Annotated in this window: 16 protein-coding genes; 9 read left to right on the top strand and 7 right to left on the bottom strand. The window is 71.8% G+C overall.

From position 1 onward, the window contains the following. Positions 1 to 42: 42 nt before the first annotated feature. On the top strand, positions 43 to 456 hold the full coding sequence (locus RAN62_RS21915; protein ID WP_305786586.1) for a CBS domain-containing protein: 414 nt from the start codon (positions 43 to 45) through the stop codon (positions 454 to 456). A 96-nt stretch (positions 457 to 552) separates the two neighbouring features. On the opposite strand, the gene RAN62_RS21910 is transcribed toward RAN62_RS21915, so the two are convergent. The 3 genes from RAN62_RS21910 to RAN62_RS21900 are packed head-to-tail and all read right to left on the bottom strand — an operon-like array spanning position 553 to position 3395. Beyond that, positions 553 to 2073, bottom strand: a complete 1521-nt coding sequence (locus tag RAN62_RS21910) for a hypothetical protein (RefSeq protein WP_305786585.1) — start codon at positions 2071 to 2073, stop codon at positions 553 to 555. Positions 2074 to 2116: 43 nt separating this feature from the next. Then, positions 2117 to 2602 (bottom strand): hypothetical protein, encoded by a 486-nt coding sequence (locus RAN62_RS21905; protein WP_305786584.1) that lies wholly within the window; start codon positions 2600 to 2602, stop codon positions 2117 to 2119. A gap of 10 nt (positions 2603 to 2612) precedes the next feature. After that, positions 2613 to 3395, bottom strand: coding sequence for a dihydrofolate reductase family protein (locus RAN62_RS21900; protein WP_305786583.1), 783 nt, complete (start codon positions 3393 to 3395; stop codon positions 2613 to 2615). Between the two features lie 82 nt (positions 3396 to 3477). Here RAN62_RS21900 and RAN62_RS21895 point away from each other — a divergent pair, with 82 nt between their 5' ends. Further along, positions 3478 to 4077 (top strand): dihydrofolate reductase family protein, encoded by a 600-nt coding sequence (locus RAN62_RS21895; RefSeq protein WP_305786582.1) that lies wholly within the window; start codon positions 3478 to 3480, stop codon positions 4075 to 4077. Here RAN62_RS21895 and RAN62_RS21890 read toward each other — a convergent pair. The 3 genes from RAN62_RS21890 to RAN62_RS21880 all read right to left on the bottom strand — a co-directional run bounded on the left by RAN62_RS21890 (position 4025) and on the right by RAN62_RS21880 (position 5993). Beyond that, entirely contained in the window at positions 4025 to 4636 is a 612-nt protein-coding gene (locus RAN62_RS21890; RefSeq protein WP_305786581.1) for a DNA-3-methyladenine glycosylase, read from the bottom strand. The two genes, RAN62_RS21895 and RAN62_RS21890, sit on opposite strands and share 53 nt — an antisense overlap. Before the next feature lie 195 nt (positions 4637 to 4831). Continuing rightward, positions 4832 to 5644, bottom strand: a complete 813-nt coding sequence (locus RAN62_RS21885) for a CAP domain-containing protein (protein ID WP_305786580.1) — start codon at positions 5642 to 5644, stop codon at positions 4832 to 4834. A 106-nt stretch (positions 5645 to 5750) separates the two neighbouring features. After that, positions 5751 to 5993 (bottom strand): hypothetical protein, encoded by a 243-nt coding sequence (locus RAN62_RS21880; RefSeq protein ID WP_305786579.1) that lies wholly within the window; start codon positions 5991 to 5993, stop codon positions 5751 to 5753. Positions 5994 to 6152: 159 nt separating this feature from the next. Between RAN62_RS21880 and RAN62_RS21875 the strand changes: the two genes are divergently transcribed. From RAN62_RS21875 to RAN62_RS21850, 6 genes are read left to right on the top strand one after another with little or no spacing between them, the layout of a single operon-like run. Continuing rightward, on the top strand, positions 6153 to 7031 hold the full coding sequence (locus tag RAN62_RS21875; RefSeq protein WP_305786578.1) for a helix-turn-helix domain-containing protein: 879 nt from the start codon (positions 6153 to 6155) through the stop codon (positions 7029 to 7031). Further along, positions 7024 to 7215 (top strand): DUF397 domain-containing protein, encoded by a 192-nt coding sequence (locus RAN62_RS21870; protein WP_305786577.1) that lies wholly within the window; start codon positions 7024 to 7026, stop codon positions 7213 to 7215. The genes RAN62_RS21875 and RAN62_RS21870 overlap by 8 nt, the downstream gene beginning before the upstream one ends. Before the next feature lie 49 nt (positions 7216 to 7264). Further along, entirely contained in the window at positions 7265 to 8461 is a 1197-nt protein-coding gene (locus RAN62_RS21865; protein WP_305786576.1) for a hypothetical protein, read from the top strand. 17 nt (positions 8462 to 8478) lie between these two features. Further along, on the top strand, positions 8479 to 8967 hold the full coding sequence (locus tag RAN62_RS21860; RefSeq protein WP_305786575.1) for a type II toxin-antitoxin system PemK/MazF family toxin: 489 nt from the start codon (positions 8479 to 8481) through the stop codon (positions 8965 to 8967). Between the two features lie 38 nt (positions 8968 to 9005). Next, positions 9006 to 9590: a hypothetical protein gene (locus tag RAN62_RS21855; protein WP_305786574.1), complete on the top strand. Its 585-nt coding sequence runs from the start codon at positions 9006 to 9008 to the stop codon at positions 9588 to 9590. Positions 9591 to 9603: 13 nt separating this feature from the next. After that, on the top strand, positions 9604 to 10251 hold the full coding sequence (locus tag RAN62_RS21850) for an adenylate kinase family protein (RefSeq protein ID WP_305786573.1): 648 nt from the start codon (positions 9604 to 9606) through the stop codon (positions 10249 to 10251). Here RAN62_RS21850 and RAN62_RS21845 read toward each other — a convergent pair. Then, the gene (locus RAN62_RS21845) at positions 10239 to 10937 is read right to left on the bottom strand and encodes a polyphosphate kinase 2 family protein (RefSeq protein ID WP_305786572.1); all 699 of its coding nucleotides are present in this window, start codon (positions 10935 to 10937) and stop codon (positions 10239 to 10241) included. The two genes, RAN62_RS21850 and RAN62_RS21845, sit on opposite strands and share 13 nt — an antisense overlap. A gap of 62 nt (positions 10938 to 10999) precedes the next feature. Between RAN62_RS21845 and tyrS the strand changes: the two genes are divergently transcribed. Next, on the top strand, positions 11000 to 12238 hold the full coding sequence (gene tyrS, locus RAN62_RS21840) for a tyrosine--tRNA ligase (protein ID WP_305786931.1): 1239 nt from the start codon (positions 11000 to 11002) through the stop codon (positions 12236 to 12238). Positions 12239 to 12290: the final 52 nt, after the last annotated feature.

The raw sequence follows: 12290 nt of genomic DNA, 5'->3' as shown, positions 1-12290 counted from the left end.
GGGTACGCCTTCCGTTCACGCCCAGTGAAGGGGAGGTCACCGATGACCACCGCCCGAGAGATCATGACGCCCGACGCGACGTGTGTCGGCGAGGCCGAGACGCTCGCCGACGCCGCCCGCAAGATGGCCGAGCTCGACGTCGGCTCGCTGCCCATCTGCGGCACCGACAACCGGCTCAGGGGCATGCTGACCGACCGCGACATCGTGGTGAAGGCCCTGGCGAAGGGGCACGACCCGGCCGGGATCAAGGCCGGCGAGCTGGCCCAGGGCAAGCCCGTCACGATCGGCGCCGATGACGACGCGGCCGACATCCTGCGCACGATGGCCCAGCACAAGGTCCGCCGCCTGCCGGTCATCGACGGCCACGACCTGGTCGGCATCGTCGCCCTCGCCGACGTGGCCCGCGCGCTGCCGGACCGCCCGGTCGGCGACCTGATCGACGCCATCACCACCTGAGCGGCGGCCCGGGGTGAGGACCGCGGGACCCGGCCCCCACCCCGGGGACCACGACCATATCGGACATAGACGGCAGCCGTTATCCGGGTGCCGGCGTCAGCGCACGGCGTACGCCCGATACACCGTGACCTCGGTCTTGTAGTTCTTGGCCGTCTTCGCCTGCGCGCGCAGCGCCACGAAACCGGCTCCCTGGTTCTTGACGGTGGCCTTCCAGAGACCGCCGGACTTCTTCACCGGTACGGCCTTCCAGCTCTTGCCCCCGTCGTACGACGCCTTGACGCTCATCGTCGTCGCGGCGGTGCCCTGGGCTTTGATGTCCACGGTGGTCGTCGTGCGCGCCTTGGCCCGGTTGGAGCCGTCGAGCCCGGTCACCGAGAAGCGCGGGACGGCCACGGCGGCCGTACGCTCGCCGGTGGGGTTGGCGTAGAAGCTGAACCACACGCTGGAGCGGGCGGACAGCAGGTTCTTGGGGTAGGTGAGCCCGGGCCGGGCGCGCTGCGCGTCGACCCGGAGCAGGTACCAGCCCTTCTTCTTCGCGGGGGCGGAGAAGATCGCGTTGTCGTACGAGTACATGTCGGTGCGGTTCTGCTTCTTGATCAGCGTGCCGCCGCGGGACAGTGACGCCGTCGACTTCGAGCCGCCCTCCGACCCGTAACGGCCGGTCCACCCGAAGCCGGGGTCGACGAACATCTGCGACGTGTCGAAGTGGATCGTCTTCGGCGCGATCTGCGGCCGGGTCGCCGGTCCCCACGCCGAGCGGAGGAACGTCTGCGAGTAGCTCTTGCCCGCGGCGAGCGTGCGTTCCGCGTACTGGAAGCCGATGGTGTCGCCGTTGGGGGCGGACGTGTCGGCCTCGATCTGCCACTTGCCCGCGGACACGTGGGTCTTGACCATGGCCGGGACGCCGGCCGACGGGAGCCCGGTCAGCAGGCTGCTCCGGCAGCTCATGCCCGAGCCCTGCAGCATGAGGTTGACGTTGGACGCGCCCGCGACACCGGCGCGGACATAGGAGGTCAGCGTGGCCAGCGAGGACCGCTTGACCGTACGCGTCAGCGTGGCGGGGATGGTCTTCTGCGAGCGCGCGACCACCCACTGCTCGCGGTCGTCGCTCCACACCGTGGCGAGGTGCGATTCCAGCTTCTTCGACGCGTTCGGGATCACGAAGACCTGGCCGGGATTGTTGCGCACCTCGACGCTCTCGGACCAGGCGCCGAGGCAGACGACCGCCTGCACCTCGGAGTAGCCGCCGACCGGCTTCTTGTCCAGGCTGTCCTTGAGCACCTTGCCCTTGCGCGCGTCGATCGTCGCGGCCTTCTTGCCCGCGACCTTGACCACCAGCGCGCCGACGGTGTCGGACGCGGTCTTCCTGGTGTGGATGGCGGCCAGCACGGCATAGGTGCCCTTGGGCAGCGACTTCGCCTTGCCGGCCGTCGCCGTCCAGGTGCCGTTGGTGGCGAGGTTGATCAGCTTCAGCGGAGTGCCGACCTTGGCGCCGGTCCGGTCATAGGTGGTCACCGTCAGGGTGCCGCTCGCGGCGGAGGCCGACGCGGTGGTCCCCAGGAGGAGCAGAGGAACGAGCGCCGCAGCGCCCAGAAGGACAAGAGGCTTCCGCCGCACGAGTCACGCCCTTGGGAGTTGAGAGGGCGAGACAATAACAAGATCAGGCGGTGCGGCGCTGCCCGGTCCGGCGCTCGCGCAGCACGGTCGAGGCGGCCAGCGCGGTGCCGCCCACCCCGACGCCGCCGAGCACGCCGAGGGCGAAGCGCTGCTCGGCGCGCACCTCGCGGGCCGCGGGCTCGCCCGGCCGGGAGTCGGTGCTCATCCCGGCGAAGGCCGACAGCCCTGCCACCCAGAAGGCGGCCAGCACGGCCCCGGCGGTCAGCAGCCCCCAGCGCGGCAGCTCCACCGGCGGCGCCCACACGGCGGGTATGAACCAGCTCTGCGGCCGCCGCCCGCGCAGCGCCCGCCGGTTGGTGAGGATGCCCGCGACGAAGCCGGGCAGCACCAGCGCCACGGCCACCAGCACCACGGGCGTGGTCGGCAGCGTGGCCGCCCCGCCCAGCAGCCCGCCGATGAGCACGCCGCACCACAGCACGCCGGTCAGGCACAGCACGTCCAGCAGCACCAGCACCCGTCGAGACATCACGGCACGGACGTTAACGGCCGGGCCGCCCCGCGGTGGCGCTTTCGGCGATTTCGTAGCGCAGCCACAGCACCCCGTCGGGCTCCGCCTGCGACGCCACGAGCCGCAGCGGCGTGGCTCGCTCATTCGCGCTCAGCGGCACCCCGTCGAAGAGCGCCGGCGTCCCGCTCCCGCCGATCACCGCCGGCACCACGACCAGGTGCACCTCGTCCACGAGCCCGGCCCGCAGCAACGCCCCCTGCAGCCTGCCGCCCCCGCTCGCCACGACGCACGTGACGCCCAGCTCGGCGCGCATCCGCCGCAGCGCGAGCCCCGGATCGACCCGCTCGCGCCCCGCGACCAAGTGACAGATCCCCTCTCGCCGCAGGTACGCCAGATACTCCCGGGGCGTCTCCTCCGCCACGAGCACGAGCAGATCCTGGTCGCCGTGCTGTTTGTAGCGCCACCGCACCCGCCCCCGCGAGTCCACGACCGTGAACCACTTGCGCCGCCCGGGCCGGTGCACGACCGCGTCGGCCAGGAAGTCCCCGGGCTGCCCGTCGTCCGGCGGCAGCCCGTCCACCGGCCCCGCGTGGTCCGGCACGAAGGACCCGCTGCCCTCCAGCACGGCCTGCGGACCCCACACCCTTTCCAGGTACGCCGTCCGCGCCGCCTGCACCCGGTCCGCGCTCGCGGGCATCAGCGCCTCCCACTCCCGCGCCGCCGCCGCGTGCAGCAGCAACGACTCCCGCCGCAGCGCGAGCCGCCCGTCCACCGACGCCGTCACCGACACCACCACCCGCGGCCGCTCTCCCATGCCGCACGGTCTATCACCGCCCTACGACACTTCCCCCCGGCCGTGACATCACCCGGTTCTCCCACCGTGGGATCATCCGGCGATGAGCCGACGCCTCGTGTACTACGTCGCCACGACCATCGACGGCCGGATCGCCGGGCCGGGCGGGGAGTCCGCGTTCTTCCCGATGGACGCCGACCTGATGACGGCGATGAACGCGGTCCAGCCGGAGACGATCCCGGCCGCCTTCCGGGCGGCGCTCGGCCTCGAGGGCACGCCGAACCTGCGCTTCGACACGGTGCTGATGGGCCGCGCGACGTACCAGGTGGGCTTGGACGAGGGCGTCACCAGCCCGTACTCCCACCTGCGGCAGATCGTGTTCTCCCGGACGCCCGGCGCGGACGGGCCCGTCGAGTGGGCCCAGGGCGACCCGGTCGCGTATGTGCGGGAGCTGAAGGCGGCCGACGGCCTGGACCTGTGGCTCTGCGGCGGTGGCAAGCTCGCCGCGGCCCTGCTGCCGGAGATCGACGAGCTGGTCGTGAAGCGCTACCCGGTGCTGGCGGGCGCCGGTCTGCCGCTGGTCGACGGCGGCTTCGACCCGGCGGCGTTCACCGTCACGGACAGCCGGCGCTTCCCCAGCGGCGCGGACGTCACGACGTACCGGCGGGCCGGCGGCGGGGGACATGACGGCGGTACGCGCTGACCGTCGGGTCGCCGTCGAGCCAGAAGCGCCACGGCACGTCGTGGGCGGCCGTCACCCCGACGCGGGGGCCGGCGACCACCGGGCCGACCGGGCCGTCCGGCGGGGCGAGCGTGGCCGGTCCCGTCCCGTCGACGACCGAGGTGCCGTTGGCCGCGCGGTCCAGGCCGAGCACCTGCATCAGCTTGGCCGGCCCGGCGGCGAGATCGGTCTCCTTGCGCGCGTGGCGGCGCTCGCGGGCGAGATCAAGGCCGTCGACCACCTCACCGGCGCGGAGCAGGACGGCCGCCGCCACGCCTTCCTCGCCGCAGACGATGTTGGCGCAGAAGTGCATGCCGTAGATCTGGTAGACGTACAGGTGGCCGGCCGGGCCGAACATGACCTCGTTGCGGCTGGTCATGCCCCGGTGGGCGTGGCTCGCCGGGTCCTGGCCCAGGCCGCTGTAGGCCTCGACCTCGGTCAGGCGGACGGTCACGCCGTGCGCGGTCAGGCGCCGGCCGAGCAGGTCACGGGCGGCCTCGTCGACGCGGGCGGCGGGCAGCTTCAGCCAGGGATCGGACACGCTGTCCAGTTTGCCCGGCCCCGGGCGGCGTACTCGAAAAGCCCGGGAGGAAAAGTCAGTTGGCGGGCCGGCGCGGTCCGCCCGGGCGGCGGCGCTTGACCGGCAGGAGGGTCGCGGCGGGGCGCTGCGGGCCGAAGGGGCGCGTCGGGCCGAACTCGAGCGGGCGCCGCCGCCGGCGGAAGTGGTCGGGGCGCATCATCCGACAAAGTCCTGCGTCATCCAGACCACGCCCTTGCTGTCGCGGACCACGCTGAGGCCGATCTTCTCGAAGCCGTCGCTCAGCAGGTTCTTGCGGTGGCCGTCGTTGGGCGGCGTCTCGGCGAGCATGCTGTCGGTCAGGCCGTTGGCCGCGTCGACCTTGGCGGCGTCGCTGGAGCCGGCGCTGCCGAAGCCGATGTTCTCGCCGGCGGAGCTCCACTTGACGCCCTGTGCGCTGAAGCGGTCGCCGATGCCGCCCTCGCCGGAGCACTGGTGGCTCAGCCCGCAGCCGTCGATCATCAGCTGGTTGTGGATGGCCGCGGCCTTCGACAGGTCGCTGTCCAGCGTGTACGCGCCCAGGCCCTCGTCCTTGCGGGCGGCGTTGATGTGGGCCAGCACCTGGTCGAGGATCGAGCCGCTCGTGGCGGGCACCGAGGTCGTCGCCTTCTTCTTCGGCTTCTCCGTCTTCGTCTTCGCCGGCGTGGCCTTCGCCGTGGCCGTGCGCGACGGCTTGGGCTTCGGGGTGGCCGACTTCGACGGGCTGGGCGACGGGGACGACGGCGGAGCCGAGGGCGGCAGCGAGGGCACGGACTCCTCGTCGAGCAGCAGGTCCGCTTCCGGCGTGGCGCCCAGGTCGACGGGGGACTGGGTGGCCAGGGGCACGGTCGCCGCGGCGTTGTCCGGGGCGCTGTCGCCGGAGCGGGCCACGCCGATGACCGTGAAGCCGGCCCCGATCACCACGGCGGTGGCCCCCGCCGCCAGCGTGTACCGGAAACGTCGGGCAGCGGACATCGACACGGAACTGGTCACCTCGGCACTTAGACAGACTCGGACAGCGTTGCGACCTGCACTATGGCTGGCCGGGGCGCCGGGGCGGGCTTTTCTAAGGAGCCCTAAAGGATCGACTCACGAAGAACTAAGAGACCCAGGACAGGAACCGGTCGTAGAGGTCGGCGGGGGTGGGCTCGCCCCGGGCGGTGAGGTCGGCGACGGCGTCGTACATCACCGAGGCCATGTAGATGGCGAGCCCGGCGGGGAAGTGGTCGTACTGGGCCGCGAGGTCGGCTTTCGCGGTGGCGCACGGCCAGGGGCGGTCGCAGACCAGGCAGTCCCAGGACGGCCGGCCCGGCAGGTGCTCGGTGGGGGGACTGCCCGGCATGGGTCTCCTCTGAAGATCACTTACGGCAACTTAGGGGCTACACAGAGGAGCGTGCGTCACATACTCTCCATCATCAATGGAGCACGGCGAGATTTTCCCGAACGAGATTCTCGCCGTCTCGTTCGGCACAACTGCAAACTTTCTGACACGGGAGGTCGCGTGGGCGTCGAGACTGGCTCCACCGTCCCGAGGCGGCAGGCCGGACGCCTCATGAAGCAGCTGCGCGAGCGCGCCGGCATCTCGCTCATGGCCGCCGCCGAGGAGCTCGAGTTCTCCCGGGCCCGGATGTACCGGATCGAGAACGGCGAGGTCTCGCTGCGCAAGCACGACGTGCTCGCCATGTGCGCCTTCTACGGCGCCGGGGCCCAGATCACCGAGGTGCTCGTCGGCCTCGCCCGCGAGTCCAAGGCCAAGGGCTGGTGGCACGCCTACGGCGACGTCGTCCCGGGCTGGTTCGAGCTTTACGTCGGCATGGAGACCGCCGCCGAGCGGCTGCGACACTACGCGCCGAGCGTCATCCCGGGCCTGCTGCAGAATCCCGAGTACGCCGAATGGGTCTTCCGTCAGCGCGCCGACCTCGACGACTCCGGGGTCCGCAGCGCCGTGGCCGTACGCCTCGAGCGGCAGGAGCTGCTCCGCCGGGCCGACCCGCCGCCCCCGCGCCTCGACGTGCTCGTGGACGAGGGCGTGCTGCGCCGCACGATCGCCGACACGCTGGGCATGCAGAAGCAGCTCGCCCATCTCGTGAACATCTGCCAGCGCCCGGGCGTGAGCGTGCGCGTGATCCCCTTCGGAGCGGGTCCGCACACCGCGTCAAGCGCCGGTTCGTTCACCATTCTCGATTTCCCGACCGTCGGCACCGCCGCCCCGGAACCGACGACCATCTATTGCGAGAATCTGACCGGCGCCCTCTACCTGGACAAGCCCCGCGAAGTGGAGACTTACAGCGGCGTGTGGGCTGAGCTGGAACAAGTCGCGCTCGGCCGGCGCGCCTCCGAGGATCTCATCGGCACGATCATCAAGGAGAGCGATGCCTGACCTCAGCGGTGCGCGCTGGCACAAGAGCACGCGCAGCGGCAGCAACGGGGGCGACTGCGTGGAGGTCGCCGACAATCTCGTGGACGTCGTGGCCGTACGCGACAGCAAGGACCCGGACGGCCCGGCGCTGGTCTTCCCGAAAGCGGCGTGGCGGGCCTTCGTCGCCGGCCTGAAGACCGAATAGCGCGGGGCGTGTCCTCGTCGCCGCCCCGAAGGACGAATAGCCTGGTGGGGTGACTGATCCCGCCGGCCTGGACGCCCCCGCCGACCTGTGGCGCCGATGGGCGACCCTCGCCGCCGCCCTGAGCGCCCTCGGTCACGAGGACGTGTGGACGATCACCGCGGCCGGCGCCCACCACGACGACGGCGGCGGCAACTGGGCGCACCTCACGCTGATCGAGGGCGGCCGGGCGGTGCTCTACGGCTACGACCACGAGTACAGCGCGACGGTCGACGCCGAGCCGCCCCTCGACCTGCTGGCCGGCGCCCCGGAGTGGCTCCCGTGGGAGGAGCTCACCGGTCCGGCCGGGCGGGACGAGCTGGGCTACACCTTCTGGTACGACGCCGGCCGCTGGCGCCGCGTGCCGTACGAGCTGCGCAACGGCCTCACCACGACCGCCGGCGCTGTCCTCGGCGACGACGCCGCCGGCCGGGAGCTAGCCGAGTTCGTCTTCGAGTGGGGCGAGCACGACGTCGACACCCCCGCCGAGCGCGCCGACGTGGCCGCGGCCGCCGCCCGGCTCCTGACCGGCTTCGGCTCGGCGGCCCTGCACGCGCTGCTCGCCCGGCTCACCACCCGGGAGCCGGACATCCGCGCCGGCCTCGCCGTGGCCACCCGCGCCGGGCTGCTCGGCGACGTCGAGCCGCCGTCCCGCCCGGCCGGCCGGCCTCCGCAGCGCCGCCGGGTCCGCAAGCTCAGCGAGGGCGACCACGACCGGCTCATCTGGGCGGCCATGCACCGCGAGCCCGAGCGTGACCGTCCCCTCCCGGTCGGCACGGGCGAGCTCGGCGCCCTGGTCACCTGGCTGCGGGGCCGGAGTGCGGCGGGCGACGGCCGGTGCGAGGTCAGCGCCTACGCCGACGGCAGCAGCCTCGAGGCCCAGGTCGGGGACCCGCCGCCCGCCGAGCGCCCCGGCGAGGGCAACTTCGGCATGTTCCACGAGCTCAGCGACCTGATCCGGCGGCTGCGCGCGGCCGAGGCCGACGACGCGTACGGGCGCTGGCTTTTCCTGCGGGTCACCACCACCGCCACGGAAGTGACCGTGGAGCGCCGCTACGACGCCTGGCCCTCGTGGTGGCCGGACGACGACACCTTCGGCCCGTGGCGCGCCAACCTGCGCATCGAGATCGAGGCGCGGGCGGCGCAGTGGCGGCCGGGGTGGGCGGCTCTGCTCGACCCGGAGATCGCCTACCGGGCCGCCGACGGCTGATCGCTACAGTGCGCGATGTGAACAGACTTCTGCGAACCATCACCGGCGTCGCGCAGCGCGTGGCGGCACCCCGGCGCGCGCCCGCTCCCGAGGGCACGGCGGCGCGGCGGCCGGCCCGGCACGTCCCCACCGGCCAGCGGGGACGCCAGATCGAGTACGCCCCGCATCTCGACGGCGACGCCGACCCGGGCGAGGTCGTGTGGACCTGGGTCAAGTACGAGGACGACCCGCACCAGGGCAAGGACCGTCCCGTCCTCGTGGTGGGGCGCGACGCGCGTACCCTCCTGGGCTTGATGTTGTCCTCGCAGAGCGACCGGGACGGTCAGCGCAACTGGCTCGCGCTCGGCCCCGGGGCGTGGGACCGCGAGGAGCGGCCGAGCTGGGTCCGGCTCGACCGGGTGCTCGAGGTCGACGAGGACGGCATCCGCCGGGAGGGCGCCGTGCTCGACCGCGCCCGCTTCGACCGGGTCGCGGCCATCCTCCGGCGCAACTACAACTGGGCATAACGCGGCCCGCGGCCGAGTTGACGTCTACCGTGACGGCAATGGCGGGTTTCGGGACAAAACAGGCGTGGCTGGCGATCCGGGGCGTCGATCAGCGGGCGGTCGTGGACGCCCTCGGGCTGCGGGATCTCGGCGAGGTCCCGTGGCGGGACGGGCTCGACGTGGCCCACCTGACCGACGACCGGATCGCGGTCACGCCGCCGGTCGAGGGCTGGACCCTCGCCGCCGGGCGGCGCCTGCTCAACCACCCGGCCGACGTGGTGGACCTCTCCGAGCGGCTGGGCACCGAGGTGCAGCAGTTCGCCACCCACCGGGTCACCGAGACCCACCGCTGGCAGCGCGCGGCGAAGGGGGAGCTGGTCCGCGCCTTCGGATTCGTGGGGCAGACGGGCGACGTCACCACCTGGTTCGGCGACCCGACGCCGGTCGAGCTCGAGCTCGGCCTGCCCGCTGTTTACCTCGTGGCCGAGCCGGTCACGTTGGAGGAGGAGCTCGCCGCCCTCGTGGCGGAGGACACCACGATCCTGGTCTCGGAGCAGGACGTGCTCCGCGTGGCCGGCGCGTGGAGCATCGATCCGTCCCGGCTGCCGGGGCTCGGCCGGTTGCGAGTCGGCGCGGTTCTCTAGGGAGGCGGACACCATGCGCAAATACGTCATCATGGGCGTGCAGGGCAGCGGCAAGGGCACCCAGAGCGAGTTGCTCGCCCGGGACCTCGACCTCGTCCACATCAGCGTGGGCGACATCTTCCGCTGGCACGTGCAGAAGCACACCAAGCTCGGCGCCCAGGTCCGCCGCACGATGAACGCCGGCGACCTGGTCGGCGACGACCTCGTCGAGTCCGTCGTGCGCGACCGGCTCGACCAGCACGACTGGAACTTCGGCTTCATCATCGACGGCTTCCCGCGCAACGGGCGCCAGGCCGAGTTCTTCATGGAGAGCTACGACATCGACGCCGTCATCCACCTCGAGCTGCCCGACGCCGAGGTGCGCCGCCGGGTCCTGAGCCGCCGGCTGTGCCCCGGCTGCGGCATGGACTACAACCTCATCGCCGACCGGCCCGAGCAGGAGGGCCGCTGCGACATCTGCGGCACCGAGCTGATCGTGCGCGAGGACGACACTCCGGAGGCGCTGGCCGCCCGGCTCAAGGACTACCACGAGAAGACCAAGCCGGTGCTCGACATCTTCCGGCGCAAGGAGGTCGTGCACGACATCGACGCGCGGCCCGCCCCGGAGGACGTACAGCAGGCCATTCGGAAGACGCTCGACCTCCCCGCCTACAAGGGCTGACGCTTCTCGATCGCCTCGCAGACCGCCTCGACGACGGCCAGCCGCGCGTAGTGCTTGTCGTCGCCGGGGATCACGTGCCACGGCGCGTTCTTGTGATTCGTGCGTCCGAGCATTTCCTTGACCGCCTTCTCGTACGCCGGGCGCTTGTCGCGGTTGCGCCAGTCCTCGTCCGTGAGCTTCCACGCGCGCAGCGGATCGGCGGCCCGGTCCTCGAAGCGGCGCAGTTGCTCCTCAGGCGACACGTCGAGCCAGAACTTGACCATGATCATGCCCTCGGCGGTCAGCGTGCGCTCGAACTCGACGATCTCGTCGTACGCCCGCCGCCACTGCTCCTCGGTGGCGAAACCCTCGACCCGCTCGACCAGCACCCGGCCGTACCAGGAACGGTCGAACACCGCCATGCCACCCCACCCCGGCAGCTTGGGCCAGAAGCGCCAGAGGAAATGGTGGCGCTTCTCGTCGTACGTGGGGGCGGCGAACTGCGACACCCGGACGTGCCGGGGGTCGATCGGCGCGGTCAGCCGCTTGATCGCCCCGCCCTTGCCGGACGCGTCCCAGCCCTCGAAGACGACGCACAGCGGCGGGCCGATCCTCTTCGCCCCGATCTGCCCGCCCAGCTCCAGCCGCAGCCGGAGCAACCGCTGCTGAGCCTCCTCGAGCTGCTGTTGCAGCTTCTTCTTCGCCATGGGGCCACGGTAATTCCCTTCCGGTCCTGCGGGACAATCGGTGGGTGACTCTTGTTGACGACATGCTGTGGCGCGGGCTGATCCAGGACTCGACCGACGCCGACGAGCTGCGGACGCTGCTCGACGGCGATCCGATCACGTACTACGTGGGCTTCGACCCCACCGCCGCCTCGCTGCACGTCGGCAACCTCATGCAGGTGGTGACCGCGCGCCGGCTCCAGCTCGCCGGGCACAAGCCGCTGCTGCTCGTCGGCGGGGCCACGGGGCAGATCGGTGACCCGGGCGGGCGCTCGACCGAGCGGGTGCTCAACGCGCCCGAGGTGACCGCCGGGTGGGTGACGCGCATCCGGTCCCAGCTCGAGCCCTTCGTGACCTTCGACGGGCCCTCCGCGGCGACCATGGTCAACAACCTCGACTGGACCGCGTCGCTGTCGGTCATCGACTTCCTGCGCGATGTCGGCAAGCACTTCCCGGTCAACAAGATGATCGCCCGCGACGTGGTCAAGAACCGGCTCGAGACCGGCATCAGCTTCACGGAGTTCAGCTACCAGCTGCTTCAGGCCAACGACTTCTTCGAGCTGCACCAGCGGCACGGGTGCCAGTTGCAGTTCGGCGGGTCCGACCAGTGGGGCAACATCACCGCCGGCGTGGATTTCGTCCGCCGCCGCGGCGCCGGCCCTGTGCAGGCGTTCACGACCCCGCTGGTGCTCAAGGCCGACGGCACCAAGTTTGGCAAGACCGCGGGCGGTGCGACGTGGCTCGACCCGGAGATGACCTCGCCGTACGCGTTCTACCAGTTCTGGATCAACGCCGACGACGCCGACGTCGCGAAGTACCTGCGCTACTTCAGCTTCAAGTCGCGGGAGGAGATCGTCTCGCTCGAGAAGGAGACGGCCGAGCGGCCGCAGGCACGACTGGCGCAGAAGGAGCTCGCGTACGAGATCACCGCGCTCGTGCACGGCTCGTCCGAGGCCGATCAGGCGGTGGCCGCCAGTCAGGCTCTGTTCGGGCGCGGTGAGCTCTCTTCGCTGTCCGCAGCCACGTTGCGGGCTGCGTTGTCCGAGACCGGTCTGACTCCGGTACGCGGGGAGCTGCCGACGGTCGCGGCGCTGCTCGTGGAGACGGGGCTCGCGAAGAGCAACGGGGACGCGCGGCGCACGATCTCGGAGGGTGGGGCGTACCTGAACAACGAGCGGGTGACCGACGCCGAGGCCGTGGTGCCCGCGTCGGCCCTGCTGCACGGACAGTTCCTCGTGCTCCGCAAGGGGAAGCGGACCTTCGCCGGCGTCGAGCGGGTTTAGGTCTTCACCCTGTGGCGGGGGTCTCGGCCCCCCGATTTGGCGGTGGCGGCTC

The organism is Symbioplanes lichenis, from assembly GCF_030709675.1.
Taxonomy (GTDB): domain Bacteria; phylum Actinomycetota; class Actinomycetes; order Mycobacteriales; family Micromonosporaceae; genus Actinoplanes; species Actinoplanes lichenis.
Note: the sequence above shows the minus strand (reverse complement) of the source record. Positions and strands in the feature narration are given on the sequence as shown.

Excerpts from the sequence above, each read along its gene's own strand:
- RAN62_RS21850 (WP_305786573.1), top strand. The coding sequence starts at position 9,604 with ATGCGCAAATACGTCATCATGGGCGTGCAGGGCAGCGGCAAGGGCACC.
- RAN62_RS21855 (WP_305786574.1), top strand. The coding sequence starts at position 9,006 with ATGGCGGGTTTCGGGACAAAACAGGCGTGGCTGGCGATCCGGGGCGTC.
- RAN62_RS21880 (WP_305786579.1), bottom strand. The coding sequence starts at position 5,993 with ATGCCGGGCAGTCCCCCCACCGAGCACCTGCCGGGCCGGCCGTCCTGG.
- RAN62_RS21895 (WP_305786582.1), top strand. The coding sequence starts at position 3,478 with ATGAGCCGACGCCTCGTGTACTACGTCGCCACGACCATCGACGGCCGG.
- tyrS (WP_305786931.1), top strand. The coding sequence starts at position 11,000 with ATGCTGTGGCGCGGGCTGATCCAGGACTCGACCGACGCCGACGAGCTG.
- RAN62_RS21870 (WP_305786577.1), top strand. The coding sequence starts at position 7,024 with ATGCCTGACCTCAGCGGTGCGCGCTGGCACAAGAGCACGCGCAGCGGC.
- RAN62_RS21900 (WP_305786583.1), bottom strand. The coding sequence starts at position 3,395 with ATGGGAGAGCGGCCGCGGGTGGTGGTGTCGGTGACGGCGTCGGTGGAC.
- RAN62_RS21915 (WP_305786586.1), top strand. The coding sequence starts at position 43 with ATGACCACCGCCCGAGAGATCATGACGCCCGACGCGACGTGTGTCGGC.
- RAN62_RS21845 (WP_305786572.1), bottom strand. The coding sequence starts at position 10,937 with ATGGCGAAGAAGAAGCTGCAACAGCAGCTCGAGGAGGCTCAGCAGCGG.